Below are 20,137 nucleotides of genomic sequence, written 5' to 3' on the forward strand. Positions count from 1 at the left end.
CGCCCGCATTTGGCGCATCCATTACCAGGCAAATATTACCCGGTAATGGTTAATCGGACGTAAACCCCCGCACATGCCGTGCATATTTTACAGGAACGTGATGCGCCATCGAAAAGGCGGCAGAAGGTCAGCTTTTACCGCCCTCTTCGCCCGGCAGTGCGCGCCGCGTGGCGAGCTCCACCGTCAGTTTGTTGGCCCGGCTGCTGTTCATCTCGGCCAGGATTGGTGCCATCTTTGATTCCTTGATGTTACTGGCAACATCTATCAGGATTTCCATCTCGAGATCGTTGAAAATCCGCGCCGCATCTTTCGGCTTCATCCTCTCGTAAATCTTGACGAGGCTCTGCATCTGCGCCTTCTTTTCCTCATCATGAAGCCGGAGCAGGCCGTTCAGGGTTTCTTCCATTTCCCGAAGCTTGGCGATTTTCTCGTCAATCCGGGATTCGGTTGCCTTCAGCAGATTATCGCGCATGTCCAGCGCTTCCGAGCGGCGGTCCAGCTCGGTGCGGCGTTGTGCGAGACGTTCCAGCACCTCGACCTCGCTTTTGGTGAATTGCGGCTGTGGCGCGGCGGCGGGATCATTGGACGCAACAACGTCTTCACGTGGAAGTTCACTCGGCGCCGGGGCGTTTTCTCCGGCCGCCTTCGCTGCCGCCGGTTTTGTCTGCTCCGCCTCCGGTTCACTGGCCGCGGCCTTCTCACTCGCCTGTACTTCGGCAACCTTGACATCAAAAAGAACGCCCTGGGCATCGCTCCAGACAGCCGTCAGCTTGATCCCGAATATCAGCGCCAGCGCAATAACCGTCACCGGCAGAATACGAATATGTTTCATCATCTGAGGGCCTGTCTCATGTCGCTTTCGTCAGCATTTCAAAAAGTTCCTTTTCCGCATCCGTACGGAATTTTTTCGGCGCCGGAGTCGAATGCCCCGTGGCCAGATCATCCTCTTCATCGAACAGCCCGGCAGGATCGTCATCATAAACACCGGTGACACTGCGACGGCTCGTTTTTTCCACTCCCTGCTGCAACCGGTCGGCAATACGCGTGCTGGAGGCATTGATAAGCTGCAATTCCTCGATCAGTTCCTGTGCCTGGCTGATCTCGCTCCGGAACTGTTTCCCCGTCGTAGCCGCCAGGGATTTAAGTTCATCCACCCCCGCTTTCGACCGCACCAGCGCCTTGTCGAATTCCTCCGTCAGCTTACGCAGCTCCGCATGGGCATCACGCATATTGGCAAGCCGCCGGTTCAGAACTGCGCAATAGCCGATGGTTGCCAGAAGCAGCGCCACCAGAAACAGGTTCATGAAAAAATCAAGAGGGATCGTGTCAAACATTTTCCTACCCCAGCGTTCGCAGTGATTTGTCGACCTTCACGGCAATATTCTGTCCTGAACGGCCCATTTTCCCCGACACCATGGAAATCCCGCCGCACCGCAGTACGGTCGGGCTGGCGGGCGATGCGTTAAACATAATCGTATCGCCAACTTCAAGATTGAGAACATCTTTCAATGACATCTGCTTCTCATCGAGAACCGCCTGAATATCAACATCCGTGGACCATAATTCGGTTGCCAGATGGTTTTCCCAGATGCTGTCGCGGCCGAATTTCTCACCCATGAACATCTGCAACAGAAGCTCGCGCACCGGTTCCAGCGTTGCGTAAGGAAGCAGCATTTCAAGACGGCCACCGCGGTCTTCCATGTCAATTCTGAGCTTGATCAGGATCGCCGCATTGGCCGGACGCGCAATGGTCGCAAAGCGCGGGTTGGTCTCGATCCGTTCATGCCGGAAGGTAACCGGGCTCAGCGGTTCAAATGCCGCCGTCATGTCATTGAGAACAACGGAAATCATTCGCTCTACCAGATTACGTTCGATGGTCGTATAGGGACGCCCTTCGATCCGCATCGCCGCTGTCCCCCGACGCCCGCCGAGCAGCACATCGACGATGGAGTAGATCAGCGAGCTTTCCACCATGATCAGGCCAAAATTATCCCATTCCTCAGCGCGGAAAACACTGAGGATGGCAGGCAGCGGAATGGAATTGAGATAATCGCCGAAACGAATGGAGGTAATATTATCAAGACTCACCTCCACATTATCGGAGGTGAAATTTCGCAGCGAGGTCGTCATCATGCGGACCAGCCGGTCGAACACCACCTCCAGCATCGGCAGGCGTTCATAATTGACCAGCGCCGAGTTGATAATCGCCTTGATGCCGGAATTATCTGCGCCGTTCTCCCCTTCCATATCGAAGCCGAGCAGGCTATCGATTTCGTCCTGGTTGAGAACGCGGGTGCTATGTCCGGAAACGGCGGCAGGGGCGTCCTCACCATCCTCTTCCATCGCCGCCATGGCCGCGGCCATATCGTCTTCGGCTCCGTCTCCGGCAGCTTCGGCAGCCATCGCCGCCGCCATATCCATTTCGTCGTCCAGATCAGCCATGACTTCCCTACTGCACCAGCATTTCCTTGAACAACACGTCATTGACCCGGACCGGGCTTGCCGCGTTATTGATGCGCATCAACAATTCTTCCTTGAGACGAAAGATCCCTTGCGATCCGTTTAAATCTTCCTTGCGCAGCTCGCGCAAATAGACCTGAAAATTATCCATGATGCGCGGGATCAGCAATTCCAGGTCCGGCACAACGGCCGCATCCGCCAGCTCCAGCGAGACTCCAAGCTTGAGAAAACTGCTCGCCGAACTTCCGGAATTGAGATTGACCAGCATTTCCGGCAGGTCATAGAAAACCACTTTCTTGTTCTGCTCGGCCGCCTGCGCCGCCAGTTCTTCTTCTGTGGGCTCGGGGCTGTCGAACAGCCCGGCAAAATAAGCACCGCCCACACCGCCACCAATCATCAACAATGGCAACAGAATGAAAAGAACCAGAACCTTGCCGCTCAGTTTCTTTTTCCTGGCCCCGGACTCGCCCTGTTCGGCGTCCGGCCCTTCCTCATCAATCTGGTCAACCATTCTCTACCCTTGCGCTTTTGATGGTCTCACACTGGACATTTGGCCCAAGAGTAGGCGTCTTTGGTTAACAAGAAGTTGAGATTGTTAATATCTTTTATATGAAAACGCATTTTTTCGCCGTCCTATCCCTTAACTCTTCAAAATTTGTCATGACAAAACGCAACTGGTCCGCCTCAAGATGGGAAAAAATTGCCGCCTGCGGTCAATTTTGCGTGCCGGAATGCTTCCATTTCCCCACCAGAAAACCGACAATACATTGATTTAAATGAATTATTTTTCTGGCACGCTGCTTGCGTATAAGATGGCAGATCAATTTGTGCCAGAAGGGCAGAGATATGAAGAATGCAGTTTTTATCGGATTGTCACAGCAGGTCGCGCTAAAACGGCGTCTCGACATGACCGCGAACAATCTCGCCAATGTCAATACGACCGCTTTCAAGGCAGAGCATCCGCTGTTTGAGGAATTCCTGATCCGGCCGATGAACCACAAGGCGGTATCCTTCGTGCAGGATTACGGCAGCTATCGCGACCTGCGTGAGGGCGAATTCACCCATACGGGCCGCCCGCTCGACCTCGCCATCAGCGGCGAGGGGTATTTCTCCATTGAGACTGACCAGGGCGTTCGCTACACCCGTAATGGCAGCTTCCGGCTGGATCCGGACGGTTATATCATCTCTTCCGCCAACCAGCCGCTGCTCGATGAAAACAATCGCAAGATCATGGTCGATGTCCAGTTCCAGGAACTGAATATCGCTCCGGACGGCACCATTACGACGGGCCCCGGCCAGACACAGAAGATCACGCTTGTCAGCTTCGATAATCCGCAGGTTCTGAAGCAGGTCGGCAATGGCCTTTATGACGCCGGCGCATTCCGGCCCCAGGCCGCGGCGGAGGCCCGCATTCTGGAACGGACGCTGGAAAAATCCAATGTCAATTCGATCCTCGAAATGACCTCCATGATTGATGTCATGCGCGCCTACCAGACCGCGCAGCAGCTTCTCAATTCCGAGCATGAGCTGCAAATCAAGACAATCGAAGAAATGCCAACGCTACAGTAAGCAAAAGGAACAGGATAATGCGCGCACTTGGTATCGCCGCCACCGGCATGTTGGCCCAGCAGCTTAATGTTGATGTAATTTCCAACAATATCGCCAACATGACAACCACCGCTTTCAAGCGCCAGCGGGCGGAATTTCAGGACCTTCTCTATCAGGATATGGAGCGGGCCGGCGCCGCCTCTTCGGATGCGGGCACCATTGTTCCCGCCGGTATCCAGATCGGTGTCGGGGTAAAGACCGCCTCCGTTTATCGCATTACAGATCAGGGCGGCCTTGAATCCACCGGCAACACCTATGACATGGCCATTCAGGGCGAAGGGTATTATCGTGTTCTGCTGCCGAGTGGCGAGGAAGCCTATACCCGCGCCGGATCGTTCCAGCTCAGCCCGACCGGCGAGATTGTGACCCAGGACGGTTTCACGGTTATCCCCAGCATCACCATTCCGCAGGACGCCATCAGCGTCACCATCAATCCGAGCGGCGAAGTACAAGTCGAAATTGACGGACAGGTGGAATTACAGACGGTCGGTCAGCTTGATCTTGCCATCTTCTTCAATGAAGGCGGACTGCAACCCCTTGGTGACAGCCTGTATAAGGAAAGCACCGCCTCCGGTGCGCCAACCATCGGCGTTCCCGGCTCCACCGGCTTTGGCACCTTGCGACAGGGGTACCTCGAAATGTCCAATGTGAATGCGGTGCAGGAAATCACCCAGCTCATCAGCGCCCAGCGCGCCTATGAAATGTGTTCGAAAACCATCACCGCCGCCGACGAGATGATGTCGGTTACCAACCAGCTCGGCCGGTAAAACTTTCTAGAATGAAAGACGCAGTCATGAAATATATCGCCCTCCTGTTCACCCTGATGATCGCCCTCACCGCCCCCGGAGCAGCCTTTGCCACGGACAATGTGACTCTCCGTTCCGATATAACGGTGGAGGCAGAGCAGATCACCCTTGGCGATATATTCACCGGCGCCGGTGAAAAGGCGGATCTGGTGGTCGCCCCGTCCCCTGCACCCGGCGAGACAACTGTCTTCAAGGCGATCTCCGTCGCCCGCTTCCTGAATTCCCACGGTCTTGATTGGCGCCCTGCCACCCCGGTCCGTCGCATTGCTGTGCGGCGCCTCGGCATTATCATCCCGCAGCAGCTTGTCATTGACGAGTTGCGCACAGCTCTTGAACATAAACTCGGGGTGGAACAGTTCGAAATGAACCTCGGGATGCAGAATATGCAGATCCAGATAGCCGCGAACCTGCCGCAAACCGTTTCGGTCGAAAATCTCTTTGTCAATCGGGCGAATGGGCAGTTCGTCGCCGAACTTGTTGCCCCGGCCCATGCGGACAGAGGCCATCGCATCCGCCTTACCGGTCAGGTGCATGAGCAGACCCTGGTGCCAGTCTTGAAACGCTTCAAATCCGCCGGGGAAGAAATACAGGAAAACGATATTGACTATATCGCAGAACGGACCAGCACACTCGGCCGTCAGGTCGTCACCGATGCCAGCCTCCTGATCGGCAAAAGCCCGCGGCGGGGCATCCGTTCCGGCCAGCCGGTGAATATGCGCAATCTCGGCGATCCGGTGATGGTGGCAAAAGGGAAGCTCGTCTCCGTCATTCTTGAGCAGGGCGGCATGTATCTCTCCGTTTCCGGGCGGACGCTGGAGGCCGGGGGCGATGGCGACGTGATCCGTGTGGAAAACATCGCCAGCCGCAAAACCATACAGGCTGAAGTGATCGGTCCGCAGGAAGTGCGTATTATCACCCGNCAGCCGCAGCTTGCCGCNGCCGAATAATCATCAGAATTGAAGGAAATATCCATGACTTCGACNTTTAAACCCCTCTCCCGAATTCTGATGCTGGGCGCCCTCGCCGTCAGCCTTTCAGCCTGCAACGCCCTGACCCGCATNGCCAATATCGGGTCCGAGCCGCCCCTCTCCCCCATCGACAATCCGGTAACCNCTCAGGGTTATCAGCCGGTCTCCCTGCCCATGCCGCGCCCGGAACCNGCCCTGCAACAGGCGAATTCGCTNTGGCGGCCNGGCTCCAAGGCCTTCTTCAAGGATCAGCGGGCTAACCAGGTCGGCGATATTCTGACCGTTCTCGTGAAAATCGAGGACAAGGCCATGCTCAACAACTCNACNGATACCAGCCGGACNAGCAGNGANAATGCCGGTTTTGCCGGGNTGNTNGGGCTTGAAACGCAGGTNACGAAAGTGCTGCCCGAAGGNACNAGCGCNAGCGGNCTNGTCGATCTTGGCAGCGATCANAGCGTCAGTGGCTCCGGCGCCGTCAANCGGCAGGAAAGCATCAANATGGANATTGCCGCCATCGTCACCCAGATTNTGCCGAACGGCAATATGGTGATNGTCGGGCGTCAGGAAATGCGGGTNAATTTTGAAAGCCGCGATCTGTCCATTACCGGCGTCGTCCGGCCGGAAGACATCACCTCNGGCAACACNATCCAGTCNTCCAAGATTGCCGAAGCACGCATCGCCTATGGCGGNCGCGGCCANTTGACCGACGTNCAGCAGGCNCGTTATGGCCAGCAGCTTTTCGACATTATCTTCCCCTTCTAAGGGGNNGNTATTCAACAAAAAAGCCGACNTTTTCAGGTCGGCTTTTTTATTTCAATCGTCGCGATAGCTGCGTTCGCGCCGTTCATGGCGTTCCTGCGCTTCCAGGCTCAGCGTCGCAACNGGGCGCGCCTCCAGCCGTTTCAGCGAAATTGGCTCTCCGGTCTCGACACANTANCCATANTCTCCTTCGTCGAGCCGACGCAACGCNGCATCAATTTTNCCGATCAGCTTGCGCTGACGGTCGCGNGTGCGAAGTTCCAGNGCCCGTTCCGACTCNGTCGAGGCCCGATCNGCAATATCCGGCTCCTTCACCGTTTCTTCCTGAAGGCTGGCNATNGTCTGATGCGCATCCGCAAGGATTTCACTGCGCCATTTCATCAGNTTCGCCCGNAAGTAAGCCTGCTGCCGCGGGTTCATGAACGGCTCGTCCTCNGACGGCCTGTAGTCATCAGGAATTTGAACGTTCATTAAGCGACTCNAGCTCCCAANTCTNAAGTGCNGTGANACGATCNTCCATAAAAATGGACGGACATAAATATAAGATCATGCNGTCNTTAGCAACAAACTAATGCATNTGCCGAACATATTTATNNGAGGATGCNTNNNATCCGAANNAAATNCCGGAAAAATGCATAAAGATAAGGCAATTCGGCCTAATAGCCGTATTTCGCCAGNTCGACAGCGGCNCGCACNTCNATCTCGCGGACAATNTCGCGCAGACGGGGGTCNTCGGCCTCTGNCNCATAACCCGACAAGGNGNTCTGCANNTCCTTCAGNTTGTCAACNGTCAGGCCNCCGGAGAGGAGACCGCCCCGGATCGCNTCAAGCTTTTCGAGCAATTCCTCCCCNTTCNGTNNCGCGTCACGATNNCCGCGCCGGGGTTGTTCGTCCCCNTCTATTCCCTGCAGCGNGACCAGCGCCTCNATTGANCTGATGGGNGANGATGACGCAACGCCNCCNGATGCNGCAGANTCNACNGCATCATTNTCCAGCGTGAATTTCGCGCCGGACTTGCCCGCAGACTTTCCGGACTTGCTNCCGGATGTGGCGCCGGTTCGCCCTGGTCCGCCCACTTTCATANTGGAACCGCTTCCCCTGCTGATGCGTGACANTTATTCCGTCGCACATTGTCGGGGGACATTCCTTCCCGGTCAAGGGGGAAGATATTGCCGCCTGACANCGCNTTTTTCTCGCNNTATNACNACATACTNNAATAAAATCAATATGTTATNGATAANACAAAANTGGCATGAATTTCGCATTCTCATAAATGAAATTAAAAATTTTTAGTCTCCAGACAACGGAACTGACGGATGGNCCTGAATATTGCCCGGCAAATTGCCTTCTTCTCCAAAGCGCGCNTGCGNCCTGTNGCAACGCTNATNATTGCACTTGGCTGNTTTTTCTGGTCGTTTGATGCCGCCAATGCNACCTCNCGCGTTAAGGACATNGCCGATTTTGANGGCATTCGCGACAATATCCTGGTCGGNTACGGCCTCGTGGTCGGGCTGAACGGGACTGGAGANTCCCTCCGGAATTCTCCCTTTACCGAACAGAGCCTGANGTCCATGCTGGAGCGTCTCGGCGTCAATACNAGCGACGACACGCTGAAAACGAANAANGTCGCCGCCGTCGTTGTGACCGCGACACTGCCGCCCTTTCAGCGCCAGGGCACAAAAATNGACGTTGTTGTCAGCTCCCTCGGTGATGCCACCAACCTGATGGGGGGCACATTGGTTGTCACCCCGCTGATGGCNGCGGATGGNGANGCTTATGCGGTTGCGCAAGGTACGCTGACNGTCGCCGGTTTCTCAGCCGGGGGNGCGGCCGAATCCATTACCCGCGGNGTNCCGACNACNGCNCGNATCGTCAATGGCGCCATTGTCGAGCGNGAGCTNGGTTTCGATCTTGCNAGCATGACCAGNCTGCGTATTTCNCTGCGCAACCCCGACCTNACCACGTCGCGCCGGATCGCCACGGCCATCAACANNTATATCGGCCGNCCCATCGCCGANCCNAACGANCCGTCCACGGTCGTACTCAACCTACAGGGCAGNAANCGCNANAATATGNTCGANNTGNTNGCNGATATNGAACAGCTTCCCGTCAANCCGGACCAGANCGCCCGCGTTGTCATNGACGANCAATCNGGAATTATTGTCATTGGCAGCGAGGTGCGNGTCGANACCGTCGCCATCGCNCAAGGNAACCTGACNGTNCGGATCACCGANACCCCGCAGGTCTCGCAACCGGCTCCCTTCTCCGAAGGNGGNGAGACTGTCGTCGTTCCNCGCACCAATGTCGAGGTTGATGATGATGGCGAGAAAAAACTGACCATCCTGAANGAAGGCGTGCGNCTNCAGGATCTGGTGGATGGGNTGAATGCGCTCGGCATCGGGCCGCGCGACATGATCTCCATCCTTCAGGCGATCAAGGCGGCCGGCGCCCTGCAGGCAGAAATCGAGCTNATGTNATGACCGATATCCAATCAATATTACCAAAATTTGCCGCCGGGACGGAGGGTTCCGGTCGTAAAGCCGNTCCGGAGAATGANGCGCATCTTCGCAAGGCGGCGCTGGAATTCGAAGCCTTCTTCCTCAGCCAGTTTCTTAATTCCATGTCNTCAGGGCTGGANCCNGACGGNATGTTCGGCGGNGGNGANTCCGAGAAGATGTTCCGCTCCATGCTCAATGATGAATATGCNCGCTCCATGAGNCGCAACAANGGTATTGGCATNGCCGATGCCGTCTATCGCGAAATGCTGGCAATGCAGGAGGTTTGAGATGACAGACGCACAACTGCCGACCCCCCCGGAAACACCNCCCCGGCTGATGAGCCCCGACGTCTTGAGCGGGATGATTTCCCGNCTCGGTGANATTNTGGAACAGGAAAACAGCCTNCTNGAAACAGGCGATGCCGCCGGNTTCAAGGCAATGCTGAACGANAANACACGCCTGATCGCCACATANAANCAGCAAATGATGCTGATCAAGCGCAATCCCGCCGCCTANAAGNCCTTTGCGAANGCNGACATCGACCGGCTGAAGAATGTCAGCCAGGATTTCCATGTCACGCTNGACNGNCATTTCCGCAAGCTTTCAACCGCCCGGACCGTGACCGAAGGNTTNGTCAAGGCGGTGGCCGATGAAATTGCCAAGAANAAAGCNCCGCCGAGTGGCTATACNGCNCGNGCCTCAGTCGCCAACCCNCTCGCCAGCCGCAACATGCGCGCCGTNAACGGGGCGATTGCCATCAATCAGGTGATTTGAGAAGAATAGGTGAAAGAATGCGGCCGTCAGACTTCGCTGTTGACCGCCAGGCCTTGCAATTCGCGNTANTAGGCCACGCGGCGCANGACATAGTCNCCGGGGAANTGNTTGAGAACTTCGCGGGTNTCGCGATCAATCAGCCGGTAGACATAACGGCCGCTTTCNTCATCCCGGTCGATAGAAAACCGNGCCGTCGGATAGCGAGGGTCTGCAAACAGCCCGCCGATGGCCGCTTCGGCACGTTCGACAGGATCCGCGACGACAGCCCCCTGTTCCGANTTTCCGGCAATGCCCTTGTTGAAGGATTTCACGACTTCGCCATGNGCCGGTCGACTGACCGTTCCCGAGGCNCCAGTCNGNNTGTCATTTCTNGCATACGGGGTCACGTCCATAACGCAACTCCTCTCCTCTACAANGTCTTGACCAGATATCGCGCGGCGTACCGCNAGAANCAACGATAGAGAAAAATTATTAACAAANTNTTAACGNCGACCGNGAACTCCGNCCCGCNGCNGACAAACNCAGCNGCAGATCAGGGGATAAGAGNTAATAAAACAGNTCGNNNGNCANCGCTCNCGCGNNTATTGCGTCCCATACTGGATATANTCAGTCCAGATCCGTTCAATCTGGCGGAGATGCTTGCGGGTTTCCGCAATGTCNGGCGCCGGGTTGGATCGCGCCAGCAGGTTGGCCTGCTTCTGCTCCAGAAAATTCATCTTTTCAACCATGTCCANNCCTTTTTCAGACAATCGGATCATGGTCGCNCGGCGATCTCGGTCAGATTTCTCCTGAATAAGATAGCCCATTTCAACGAGTTTCTTNAGATTATAGGACGCATTNGAGCCCTGATAATAACCGCGCGACATGAGTTCGCGAACATTNATCTCCTCCTCGCCGATNTTGGCGAGCAGCAANGCCTGNACNGCATTGATGTCNGTNATTTCCATCAGCGCGAGCTCGGTTCTGAGCACATCGAGAAATCGCCGATGCAACCGCTCNATCAATCGGGTGAGTTCATGATAATCTTCAGTCACATTTTTTCCTTGGGCTTNACCGGTAATGGGTTTNTGAAAAATGAATTTCTGAATTTTCGCCCTATTCTGNCCGGACAATCTTAACGAAATGTAAAATATCAAAAATTCTTCGCGAACAATCGGCGATATCGTCATAAATCCTNTGAAAACTCTTTCTTTTTTNCCGNAATCNCGGCATTCNCNGCTTTCCTCCGGGCCGGGGACATGTAAAATGGCCATNAATTCGCGGCAATTTTATGATTGCATGGCCATATAGGGCAGAGAATTTCCCANCGTAAATTAACGGGAATTTAATGTCGCTGCCGCATCTTCGGGTGTCGGGATCGACTTGCGGANANCATTTGCGGCGCCGCAACACGGTCGGGCATGCATAAGGCTGCCGCCTGCAACCGGCGATCGCGGCCATAACAGCCTGCCCGATGGATATCGGAATGACGGAAAGAAGATGACAGACAGTCAGGATGAAGAGCTGAAACGTTTGGTGGCGCTGTCGCGAGACAGCAGCAATCGCGGCCGCCGTCATCTTCTCGGCAATATCACCGATCTGTTCCTGAAAGAAGAGGAACGCATGAGTGAGCAGGAGCACTCGCTCGTCCTCGGCATTCTGGGCAAACTGCTTTCCGACATCGAAAGCACCATCCGGCAGAATCTTGCGGAAGAGCTTGCGGATATGCCCGATGTGCCGCACGGGCTGATCACCCTGCTCGCCAATGACGAGATCGCGGTCGCGCGCCCTATTCTGTTCAAGAGCCGCCGCCTCGCCGAGCCGGACCTGATAGAGATTATCCAGAATCGCAGCAAGGAACATCTCCTCGCTATTGCCGAACGGGACGACGTGAACCCGACCATCAGCGATCTGCTCATCAGCCATGGCGACGAAGATGTCATTTCCCAGCTTATCGAAAATGGGGATGCCAAGATTTCCCGTAAGAGCATGGAGTATCTGGTCGAGGAATCCCGCCGCATCGACCGTTTTCAGGAACCCCTCATCGCCCGTCACGATATTCCCGCCGATCTCGCCCACAAGATGTTCTGGTGGGTGTCCGCTGCATTGCGGCGCCATATTCTTGAACATTTCGAAATTGACGAACTGGAGCTCAACGAACGGATCGTCAGCGCAACAAAAACTGAATATCGCCATGATGTCGCACCGAAAAGCTCCAGCGCCGATACGCTGATCCGCGAACTCGCCAAACGCAATGAACTCAATGAAAAATTTCTTGTCCAGTCATTGCGCAGCCGGCAGATACGGTTATTCATTCTTGGTCTCGCCGAACTCTCCGGTCTCCATTACCTGAAAATCAGCCGGTTTCTGTTTGATCCCAATCCCGAGGCTCTGCTGGTTATTCTCAAAGCGCTGGACTTCAGCCGCGCCGCCTTCACCACCGTCTATCTCCTCACCCGCAGCCTGCCGGGCCGCGGCAAGGGAAAAAATACAACTAAGCCGGAAGAAATTGAGATTATTATGAAATTTTATGATAAACTTTCTCCGAAGAGTGCCAAGATGACATTACGCTTCTGGCAATTGGAGCGGGATTATCTTGAAACCATAGAAAAACTCGACACAGATCTAGACGAAGACCGGGTGTATCTATGAGTTGGGGAGTAGCGTAATTCAGTATGGGGAACATGCGGCAGCGCATGGGATAAATGAATGACGGAACGGGGGCAAGGAAGCGTGGTTTCGCTTCATTCGGATCTGAAACAGACAGGCGGCTCGGAATTTCCTCCTGTTCAGGGGATCGTCAGCCGGGAATTTTTTGATGCCGTTTTTGAACAGGCCCCGCCGATGTATATGGCCCGCCCCGACGGCAGCGTTATTTATACCAACAGCGGATATCGCGATCATTTCCGCCCCGGATCGGCCCTCAGGGTGGAAGACAAAATCCTCCCGTCCCTGCCGCAGGATCACCTCGAAATTGTCCGCCGCATTGCCGAAACCGGGGAAACTGAAACACGACAACTCGCCCTTCGCTCCAACAAGCAGACGGAATATTTCCTGTCCCGCCATTTCCCCATTTTTGATGAGGATGGGCAGCTTATTTCGATTTGCGGCAGCTTCATCAACTCCACCCGGCAGGTCAATGCGGAAGTCCGGCTGAAGGAGGAGAAACGCCGTTTTCTGGATATCACCCGTGCGGCATCCGACTGGATCTGGGAAACCGACGCCGATGGCAATCTCACCTTCGTTTCCGACCGGGTAGTACAGGCGCTGGGCGCGCCGCCGATGCTGCTGAAAGGCAAACGCCTTGCCGAACTCGGGGTTTTCAAGCCCGAAGCCAACGGCAGCAACAAGGCCGAGGCGGCCATGACGCAACATGTGCCTTTCCGCTCTGTTCCCCTGGAAATTCAGGATACGGATGGAAACTACAAGATTTTCAACATGTCCGGCGTTCCCGTCTTCAACGAACGGGGTCGCTTCACCGGCTATCGCGGGACCAGCGATGACATCACCGCCCGCCTGCTTGCGGAAGATGAAGCCTTATCTTCGAAGGCCGATCTGGAACGGGCCGTGCATGAAATCACCAAGAAAAACATGCAGCTCGAAATGACGGCAAAGAAAGCGCTGGAATCAGCGCGGGCAAAGGATACCTTCCTTGCCAATATGAGCCATGAGCTACGCACGCCTCTCAATGCGGTCATCGGGTTTGCCGAGGTAATCGGCCTTGAAACATTCGGCCCGCTCAATGACAAATACCGCGAATATGTCGGTGATATTCTTAATTCCGGCAAGCATCTGCTCAGCCTGATCGAAGATATCCTTGATATTGCCCGGATCGAAAGCGACAAAATCCCGATTGAGATTGTCCCCACTCCGCTCGCCGGCATGGTGGCGGATGCCTATGTGCTGGTGCAGGGTCATGCGCGAGAGAAAAATCTCGATATGATCGGCATGCGCATCCAGGAGGATATCCAGCTGGCCGTCGATCCGACACGCTGTCTGCAAATCCTCGTCAATATCATCGGCAATGCCGTGAAATTCACCCCCCGCGGCGGCACAATCGGGCTGGAATATGAGCTGATTGATGACAGCTTCGTTGATATCACTGTGTGGGATACCGGCCCCGGCATTGCTGAAGAGGATCAGGAAAAGATTTTTGAGGCATTCAAACAGGCTCATGAAGGCATCTATAACCGCAACGCCGACGGCGTTGGACTTGGGCTCACCCTGTCGCTCAAACTGGCCCGGCTGATGGGCGGCAATATCACGGTGAAAAGCAGCCTCTCCGAAGGCAGCCGTTTCAAGATCCGCCTGCCAATCGCACAATAGAGACGGCGTTGCCCAAGATCGGAGCCGCAAAAACCACGCATACCGACAGAGTGACAGATCAAGGGGACGCGCTTCACCGAAAGCCACCTGCCTGTATTTAAGAATATCTTAAACAATAACGCGCAAGATTTACGCCAAGATTTTCCAATTCCTGGATTGCTTGCTTATGAATGCCGCCCGGCAGGAAAATATTCTTGAAATCAAAAGACTGGCCGGGCTGGCCGGAACCAATTCCCGTGAGCAAAGAGAATTTCTCTATAATCGCATCGGCCACTTTTTGAATGACGATCAACAGACCTTCTCTTTGTCCGAGAAGGAAATCATGGCCGATATCATCTGCCGCATCACTGCCGATGTGGAAAGATCCATCCGCGCCAACTTTGCGAAAAAACTGGCTGCCCGCACCGATGTACCAAAAAGCCTGATGCTGTTTCTCGCCAATGACGAGATTGAGGTTGCGCTGCCGATCCTGCGCGATTGCGGCCTGCTTGAAGAACATGACCTGCTGGATATTGTCAAGCATCGCTCACGGCAGCATCGCCTTGCCATCGCGGCGCGGGATAACCTTGAAGAAACCGTCTGCACCGCCCTCTGCGAGAGTGGAGAGACGGATGTCGCAGTGACGCTGTTGATGAACCATTCCGCGCAAATGCCTTTGATGATGCTGGAATATCTCGGTGAACAGTCCGAGTATATTCCCGAATATCAACGCCCGCTGCTCGAACGCCCGTTCCTGCCCAAGGAGATCGCCGAGAAAATGTACCGCTGGGTTTCCATGTCGCTTAGGGAGTTCATCTGCCAGAATTTCGAGGTTGATGCCCGGCTCTTGGAAATGGAACTACAGGACCGGGAGACAACGATCAGCGCAATTACCATGGAGAATGATCCTTCCGCCCGACTGGTCGAAAAGCTGCATCGCTCCGGCGAGCTGTCACCGCGTTTTATGATCAAATCTCTGCAACAGGGAGAAGTCGATCTATTCGAATTTGCTTTCGCCCGGCTGCTCGATATGGACATCACCATTGTACGTCAGATCATCTATACGGATAACCCCGAAGTTCTGGCCGTCGCCTGCCGCCGCCTGGAAATCGACCGGGTCATTTACAAGAATATCCATGATTTGACCGTCTCCATCAGGGCGGAGAGCGCAACCCCCGCCTCGATCATCACGCCAGCGCCGCTCGAATTTTATGATCTGCTGACGGCAGAAGCGGTGACAATCGCACTGCAAAATGCCGAATTCATCGCCGGAAAGATCCGCTACGCGGAAACCTGAGCGTCATCCCCTCCCGCCTCACTGCTTGCAAATCATGGATAAAGATATATTTTGAATGCAAAGGGGCGCCTTCTGCAAATCGGAAGAATGACATGATCGATCCATTCGGCAGGCATATCAGCTATCTCAGGGTTTCCGTAACGGATCGCTGCGATTTCCGCTGCAAATACTGCATGTCGGAGAATATGACATTCCTGCCGAAAAAAGATGTCCTGTCGCTGGAGGAACTGGAACTAGTCAGCGCCGCCTTCATCCGCAAGGGCGTGCGCAAGATCCGCATCACCGGCGGGGAACCGCTGGTGCGTAAGGATATCATGACTCTGTTCCGCAATCTCGGTCTTTACCTGCAAAGCGGGGAGTTGGACGAATTGACCCTGACCACCAACGGCAGCCAGCTTGAGAAATATGCGGGCGATCTCTTTGCGGCCGGAGTACGGCGGATCAATGTCTCTCTTGATACACTCAACCCCTACCATTTCCAGGACATCACCCGCTGGGGCAATTTTGAAAAGGTGATGCGCGGCATTGAGGCGGCCCGCACCGCCGGACTGCATGTCAAGATCAATACCGTTGCCCTCAAGGGCTTCAATGATGCGGAGCTTGGCGACATGGTGCGCTGGACCGGGGAGCGGGGCATGGATATCAGCTTTATCGAGACCATGCCGATGGGCGCGGTTGACGGTCTGCGGTCCGATCAGTATCTGCCGTTATCCGAGGTCAAGCAGCAGCTGGCGCAAAGCTGGACACTGACCCCTTCTGCCTATCGTACCGGCGGCCCGTCGGATTATTTTGATGTCGCGGAAACCGGCATGCGTGTCGGATTTATCACCCCCCTCACCCATAATTTCTGCGAAAGCTGCAACCGGGTGCGGCTGACTTGCACGGGCATGCTCTATATGTGCCTCGGTCAGGAAGACAGCGCCGATTTGAGAGCTGCACTCAGACGCGACCCCAGCCGCGCTGCCCTTGATGCGGCCATAGATGAGGCCATCGGACGAAAGCCGAAAGGCCATGACTTTATCATTGACCGGCGGCATGATGATCGCCCGGCAGTAAAGCGCCATATGAATGTGACGGGCGGCTGATATCAGATGAATATCTATTTTACGGCGAGCGAGTCGGACGATGCGCAGACTGCCCTCGAACGGTTGAAGGCGCGCTATCCCCATGTGTCGGCCGAAGAAGCAGACATTATTGTCGCCCTCGGCGGTGACGGCTTCATGCTGGAAACCATGCACCGTTTCATGAGCTCAAACCTGCCCATCTATGGCATGAACAAAGGAACGGTGGGCTTCCTTCTCAACAGCTATCGCGAGGATAAGCTGATCGAGCGGCTGGAAGCCGGGGAAATCACGGAGTTGCACCCGCTTTGCATGACTGCCGTCGATATGCATGGCGCGCAAATGCAGGCTCTCGCCATCAACGAGGTTTCCCTGCTGCGCGAAAGCCGTCAGACGGCCAAAATCCGCATCTCCATCGATGGACATGTCAAGGTTGCGGAACTCACCTGTGACGGCGTTCTGGTGGCGACACCGGCCGGCAGTACCGCCTATAATTATTCCGCCCACGGCCCGATCCTGCCGGTCAATGCAGGCGTGCTCGCCCTTACACCGATCAGCGCCTTCCGACCGCGCCGCTGGCGCGGCGCCATTCTCCCGCGGGAGGCACGCATTGTCCTTGAAATACTGGAAGCCGCGAAACGCCCCGTCAGCGCCGTCGCCGATGCCGTCGAGGTCCGCGATGTGGCCCGGGTCACGATCAGCGAAAAGCGCGACATCACACTGCGTCTGCTGTTTGATCCGGAACATAATCTGGAAAAACGCATCCTGGACGAACAGTTTATTCTGTAAGGCTTTAAAAGCCGCCCCTAACAGATTGTAAAATTTTATTAATTTTTGGATAAACTTCAATCCGGTTCGTAATTCTCTTTTAAGTTTTCATCGGTAATTTCGCTTCATGAGACACTGGCCGGAGCGACTAAGCCGTTGCTTCGGGCCTTCCTGTCTCCGGCAGCTATCGGCAGGAGAGTATCGATGAAGGTTATCGCAGTTGCATCCCAAAAAGGCGGTTCGGGCAAGACGACGCTTGCCGGGCATCTGGCTGTTCAGGCCGAAATGGCTGGACAAGGGCCAGTGGCGCTGGTTGATACCGATCCGCAAGGCAGCCTATCCGAATGGTGGAACGAGCGTGAGGCGGAAACCCCGTTATTCGCCCGCACGACCGTCGAGCGCCTCGGCGCGGATATCGGCCGCATGGAAAAGATGGGCATCAACCTGTTGTTCGTTGATACCCCGCCGGCCATTACAACGACGATCGCCAATGTCATCGGCCTGTCTGATCTGCTGATCATCCCGACCCGGCCAAGCCCGCATGATCTGCGCGCTGTCGGCGCCACGGTAGAGCTTGCTGAAGGGCTTAACACACCCCTCATTTTTGTCGTCAATGGCGCTACGCCGCGCGCCCGCATCACCAGCGAAGCGGCCATCGCCCTCTCCCAGCATGGGACGCTGGCCCCCTCCATCATTCATCAGCGAGTTGATTTCGCCTCCAGCATGATTGATGGACGCACGACCATGGAGTTGGATCCCGCGTCGCGTTCCAGCGAGGAAATCAGCAAGCTCTGGACCTATATCGAAGAGCGGCTTTCCCGCATGGACGCCAATCTTCCCATGCCGCCCTCACATCATCTTTCCGCCTCCCGGGCGAGCAACGGCACAGCCTGGAACTGACCCGCGCGCTCGATAAGAAAGAAGAAACGTCATGAAAGCAGCTTTTCTTACCAGTTCCCTGATCGCCTCGAAAGGCAAGGCCGTCCCGGCCACGCAGCGGGCGACGCCGCAACATTTGCTGGAGGAGGATGCGAGGCAAACGGCGCATCCGGTCTCCCGCATCTATCAACGGGTCCGTGAGTATGCGGAGCCGGAAAAAATTGCCGATACCGCCCCCCACACAATAGATGATCAGCCTCCGGCCTCTGACCTGCCCGATCAGGACTTTAGGAATGATCCCGCCTTCGGAGGTCTTGACGAAGCAACGCAATCCTCCGTCTCCCGCGAGGTCACCCGTACCCTTGCCGAACAAGTCCGCCCTGCGTCTGCGCCTGCGACGGCCCCGTCGCAGCTAGACGAAGCCGCCGCGCGCAAGATTGCCGAAGAGGTCGACAGCCTGAAGCGTGACGGACTTGGCCGCATCCGCATTTCGGTCCGTATGTCGCCGCGCGATCATCTGCAATTGAAGCTGATCGCCGCCCATACCCAGATGTCGGCGCAATCCATCTTTGAAACGGCACTTGAGGAATACATAGCCAACCACGGATCAGAAATCCTGCCGCAAAGCTGTAGTTGCGTCCTGGACAAATCGTCATTGTAAGAAAGTGACCGGCATGGTTGAAAATATTGAGGAAAAGCCGGATGGCGGGCTCGATGCGGCGTCACTTTCCCGCATTCGGGTCAGGCGCCCGAAAGGAATGGACAACACGCCACGCAAGGCCAAAAGCGGGGATATCACCGACCGGTTGCAAGCTCTCGCCGATGAGCTGGAGGCAAGTCGGCCGGATATGCCCCGTAACGGCATGGACACCCCCGCCGCCGATACTCCTCCTGCCCGCTCAGCCATGTCTGCCCAGGGAAAGAGTGCCGTAGCCGCCCGCAAACCGCTCAAACAGCGCAAAGCGACTCTCAAACAGGTAATCGAGCCGGAAATCAGCCATGGCACGGCACGTCCCGAGGAATCGTCAGCGCCCGTTGTCCCCCTCCCGCCGCGTCGGCCAAACCGGGCCCGCCGCGCCGTCTCCGGATGGCAGAAAAAGATTCCGACACCGGATATCCTGTCCTATTGGATGGGTATTCGCAATGACAAGCGTTATCCCGACTGGCGCAGTCTCGACGCCGGGATGATCGGTCGCTACTGGCCCAACTGTACACTGGTTCATTGTGATCATACGGGCGGGCGGTTGCAGATTGAAAATAGGTTCGTCACCGCCGTCCGGCAGGCAACAGATGGCGGCAATCCGGAACGGAATATCAATCCGGATGTGGAATTTTCACCGATGGTTGTCGATTGGGTGCTCAGGCTCGCGCGGGAGGTCGCCAATACGGGGAAACCGACACACGGGACGGAATTTTTCCCGGCCAGTTTCGACGAGGTGACCCTTCGATTGATCGCCCTGCCCCTCAGCGAGGATCAGGTCAATATCGACCATGTTCTCTGCTATGTGCAAAAGCTGGATTGAGGCCGGGCTTTAGACCCCCGCCCAATCTTTCAGAACGGCCTTTTCCTTGTCCCCGAACCCGACCAGATACTTCCCATCCGACACAAATATCGGGCGTTTCATCAGTGTCGGCTGCGCCAGCAAGATCGCAGACGGATCCGCCCCATCCAGCGCCGCTTTGTCCGCCGCGTCAAGTTGACGATAGGTCGTTCCGCGGCGGTTAATCAACAATTGGCGATCAATGGCGGCAAGCCAGCGCGCCAGTTCTTCTTCCGTGAGGCCGTCTTTCCGGACATCATGAAAATGATGATCAATCCCTGCGGCATTCAGCCATTTCAGAGCTTTGCGACAGGTATCACAATTCCTTATCCCATAGACAATCACGGCATTCCCCTCTCTGCGTTCATTACGTTCGTTGTAGCGCGTCCCGGTTGGTAAAGACAAGTCCTCCGGCGGGCGCACGTCGCCAAAAC

The 20,137-nt window shown here is 55.7% G+C and carries 19 protein-coding genes and 3 pseudogenes; 14 read left to right on the forward strand and 8 right to left on the reverse strand.

All coding sequences use genetic code 11. The features are described 5' to 3' along the window. Window positions 1-127: 127 nt before the first annotated feature. The 4 genes from CMN55_RS13220 to CMN55_RS13235 are packed head-to-tail and all read right to left on the reverse strand — an operon-like array spanning window position 128 to window position 2,971. Window positions 128-835 (reverse strand): MotE family protein, encoded by a 708-nt coding sequence (locus CMN55_RS13220; protein ID WP_293950284.1) that lies wholly within the window; start codon window positions 833-835, stop codon window positions 128-130. Between the two features lie 13 nt (window positions 836-848). Then, a complete protein-coding gene (locus CMN55_RS13225; protein ID WP_293950285.1) occupies window positions 849-1,334 on the reverse strand; it encodes a DUF6468 domain-containing protein in 486 nt (161 codons plus the stop codon). Between the two features lie 4 nt (window positions 1,335-1,338). After that, the gene (gene fliM, locus CMN55_RS13230; RefSeq protein WP_293950286.1) at window positions 1,339-2,442 is read right to left on the reverse strand and encodes a flagellar motor switch protein FliM; all 1,104 of its coding nucleotides are present in this window, start codon (window positions 2,440-2,442) and stop codon (window positions 1,339-1,341) included. 7 nt (window positions 2,443-2,449) lie between these two features. Then, entirely contained in the window at window positions 2,450-2,971 is a 522-nt protein-coding gene (locus CMN55_RS13235; protein ID WP_293950287.1) for a flagellar basal body-associated FliL family protein, read from the reverse strand. A gap of 335 nt (window positions 2,972-3,306) precedes the next feature. Between CMN55_RS13235 and flgF the strand changes: the two genes are divergently transcribed. The 4 genes from flgF to flgH all read left to right on the forward strand — a co-directional run bounded on the left by flgF (window position 3,307) and on the right by flgH (window position 6,604). After that, window positions 3,307-4,029 carry a flagellar basal-body rod protein FlgF gene (gene flgF / locus CMN55_RS13240; protein ID WP_293950288.1) on the forward strand — a complete coding sequence of 241 codons (723 nt, stop codon included), beginning with the start codon at window positions 3,307-3,309 and terminating at the stop codon, window positions 4,027-4,029. 17 nt (window positions 4,030-4,046) lie between these two features. Beyond that, complete coding sequence (gene flgG / locus CMN55_RS13245; protein WP_293950289.1) at window positions 4,047-4,835, forward strand: flagellar basal-body rod protein FlgG; 789 nt, start codon at window positions 4,047-4,049, stop codon at window positions 4,833-4,835. 422 nt (window positions 4,836-5,257) lie between these two features. Next, on the forward strand, window positions 5,258-5,821 hold the full coding sequence (gene flgA / locus CMN55_RS17465) for a flagellar basal body P-ring formation chaperone FlgA (protein WP_459253667.1): 564 nt from the start codon (window positions 5,258-5,260) through the stop codon (window positions 5,819-5,821). 60 nt (window positions 5,822-5,881) lie between these two features. Beyond that, window positions 5,882-6,604 (forward strand): flagellar basal body L-ring protein FlgH, encoded by a 723-nt coding sequence (gene flgH / locus CMN55_RS13255; RefSeq protein ID WP_459253668.1) that lies wholly within the window; start codon window positions 5,882-5,884, stop codon window positions 6,602-6,604. 51 nt (window positions 6,605-6,655) lie between these two features. Here the strand turns inward: flgH and dksA are convergent, their stop codons facing one another. Continuing rightward, window positions 6,656-7,072, reverse strand: coding sequence for an RNA polymerase-binding protein DksA (dksA, locus tag CMN55_RS13260; protein WP_366932065.1), 417 nt, complete (start codon window positions 7,070-7,072; stop codon window positions 6,656-6,658). Window positions 7,073-7,257: 185 nt separating this feature from the next. Continuing rightward, window positions 7,258-7,683 (reverse strand): annotated as a pseudogene (locus CMN55_RS17280) (flagellar assembly protein FliX). Window positions 7,684-7,917: 234 nt separating this feature from the next. Between CMN55_RS17280 and CMN55_RS13265 the strand changes: the two are divergent. Together CMN55_RS13265 and CMN55_RS17285 are read left to right on the forward strand one after the other, a co-directional pair. Next, window positions 7,918-9,081 (forward strand): annotated as a pseudogene (locus CMN55_RS13265) (flagellar basal body P-ring protein FlgI). Between the two features lie 140 nt (window positions 9,082-9,221). After that, a complete protein-coding gene (locus CMN55_RS17285; RefSeq protein ID WP_366932067.1) occupies window positions 9,222-9,386 on the forward strand; it encodes a rod-binding protein in 165 nt (54 codons plus the stop codon). Between the two features lie 969 nt (window positions 9,387-10,355). Here CMN55_RS17285 and CMN55_RS17290 read toward each other — a convergent pair. Further along, window positions 10,356-11,126, reverse strand: a pseudogene (locus CMN55_RS17290) (MarR family winged helix-turn-helix transcriptional regulator). A gap of 226 nt (window positions 11,127-11,352) precedes the next feature. On the opposite strand from CMN55_RS17290, the gene CMN55_RS13270 reads away from it, so the two are divergent. The 8 genes from CMN55_RS13270 to CMN55_RS13305 all read left to right on the forward strand — a co-directional run bounded on the left by CMN55_RS13270 (window position 11,353) and on the right by CMN55_RS13305 (window position 19,685). Then, window positions 11,353-12,504 (forward strand): DUF2336 domain-containing protein, encoded by a 1,152-nt coding sequence (locus tag CMN55_RS13270; protein WP_293950293.1) that lies wholly within the window; start codon window positions 11,353-11,355, stop codon window positions 12,502-12,504. Between the two features lie 57 nt (window positions 12,505-12,561). Continuing rightward, on the forward strand, window positions 12,562-14,178 hold the full coding sequence (locus CMN55_RS13275; protein WP_293950294.1) for a PAS domain-containing sensor histidine kinase: 1,617 nt from the start codon (window positions 12,562-12,564) through the stop codon (window positions 14,176-14,178). A gap of 166 nt (window positions 14,179-14,344) precedes the next feature. Then, on the forward strand, window positions 14,345-15,454 hold the full coding sequence (locus tag CMN55_RS13280) for a DUF2336 domain-containing protein (RefSeq protein WP_293950295.1): 1,110 nt from the start codon (window positions 14,345-14,347) through the stop codon (window positions 15,452-15,454). 92 nt (window positions 15,455-15,546) lie between these two features. Beyond that, window positions 15,547-16,539 carry a GTP 3',8-cyclase MoaA gene (gene moaA / locus CMN55_RS13285; protein WP_293950296.1) on the forward strand — a complete coding sequence of 331 codons (993 nt, stop codon included), beginning with the start codon at window positions 15,547-15,549 and terminating at the stop codon, window positions 16,537-16,539. Between the two features lie 6 nt (window positions 16,540-16,545). Then, on the forward strand, window positions 16,546-17,304 hold the full coding sequence (locus tag CMN55_RS13290) for an NAD kinase (protein WP_293950297.1): 759 nt from the start codon (window positions 16,546-16,548) through the stop codon (window positions 17,302-17,304). 183 nt (window positions 17,305-17,487) lie between these two features. Continuing rightward, window positions 17,488-18,183, forward strand: a complete 696-nt coding sequence (locus tag CMN55_RS13295) for a ParA family protein (protein WP_293950298.1) — start codon at window positions 17,488-17,490, stop codon at window positions 18,181-18,183. A gap of 31 nt (window positions 18,184-18,214) precedes the next feature. Continuing rightward, the gene (locus CMN55_RS13300; RefSeq protein ID WP_293950299.1) at window positions 18,215-18,823 is read left to right on the forward strand and encodes a hypothetical protein; all 609 of its coding nucleotides are present in this window, start codon (window positions 18,215-18,217) and stop codon (window positions 18,821-18,823) included. A gap of 13 nt (window positions 18,824-18,836) precedes the next feature. Next, entirely contained in the window at window positions 18,837-19,685 is an 849-nt protein-coding gene (locus tag CMN55_RS13305; RefSeq protein WP_293950300.1) for a PAS domain-containing protein, read from the forward strand. A gap of 9 nt (window positions 19,686-19,694) precedes the next feature. Here CMN55_RS13305 and CMN55_RS13310 read toward each other — a convergent pair whose 3' ends face one another. Then, window positions 19,695-20,108, reverse strand: coding sequence for an arsenate reductase (locus tag CMN55_RS13310; RefSeq protein ID WP_293950301.1), 414 nt, complete (start codon window positions 20,106-20,108; stop codon window positions 19,695-19,697). Window positions 20,109-20,137: the final 29 nt, after the last annotated feature.

Origin of the sequence: Sneathiella sp., assembly GCF_002694385.1 — a bacterium.
Lineage (GTDB): Bacteria > Pseudomonadota > Alphaproteobacteria > Sneathiellales > Sneathiellaceae > Sneathiella.

Excerpts from the sequence above, each read along its gene's own strand:
- CMN55_RS13275 (WP_293950294.1), top strand. The coding sequence starts at position 12,562 with ATGACGGAACGGGGGCAAGGAAGCGTGGTTTCGCTTCATTCGGATCTG.
- CMN55_RS13225 (WP_293950285.1), bottom strand. The coding sequence starts at position 1,334 with ATGTTTGACACGATCCCTCTTGATTTTTTCATGAACCTGTTTCTGGTG.
- CMN55_RS13280 (WP_293950295.1), top strand. The coding sequence starts at position 14,345 with ATGAATGCCGCCCGGCAGGAAAATATTCTTGAAATCAAAAGACTGGCC.
- CMN55_RS13300 (WP_293950299.1), top strand. The coding sequence starts at position 18,215 with ATGAAAGCAGCTTTTCTTACCAGTTCCCTGATCGCCTCGAAAGGCAAG.
- CMN55_RS13295 (WP_293950298.1), top strand. The coding sequence starts at position 17,488 with ATGAAGGTTATCGCAGTTGCATCCCAAAAAGGCGGTTCGGGCAAGACG.
- flgG (WP_293950289.1), top strand. The coding sequence starts at position 4,047 with ATGCGCGCACTTGGTATCGCCGCCACCGGCATGTTGGCCCAGCAGCTT.
- CMN55_RS13235 (WP_293950287.1), bottom strand. The coding sequence starts at position 2,971 with ATGGTTGACCAGATTGATGAGGAAGGGCCGGACGCCGAACAGGGCGAG.
- CMN55_RS13220 (WP_293950284.1), bottom strand. The coding sequence starts at position 835 with ATGATGAAACATATTCGTATTCTGCCGGTGACGGTTATTGCGCTGGCG.
- flgF (WP_293950288.1), top strand. The coding sequence starts at position 3,307 with ATGAAGAATGCAGTTTTTATCGGATTGTCACAGCAGGTCGCGCTAAAA.
- CMN55_RS13290 (WP_293950297.1), top strand. The coding sequence starts at position 16,546 with ATGAATATCTATTTTACGGCGAGCGAGTCGGACGATGCGCAGACTGCC.
- CMN55_RS13270 (WP_293950293.1), top strand. The coding sequence starts at position 11,353 with ATGACAGACAGTCAGGATGAAGAGCTGAAACGTTTGGTGGCGCTGTCG.
- CMN55_RS13305 (WP_293950300.1), top strand. The coding sequence starts at position 18,837 with ATGGTTGAAAATATTGAGGAAAAGCCGGATGGCGGGCTCGATGCGGCG.
- fliM (WP_293950286.1), bottom strand. The coding sequence starts at position 2,442 with ATGGCTGATCTGGACGACGAAATGGATATGGCGGCGGCGATGGCTGCC.
- moaA (WP_293950296.1), top strand. The coding sequence starts at position 15,547 with ATGATCGATCCATTCGGCAGGCATATCAGCTATCTCAGGGTTTCCGTA.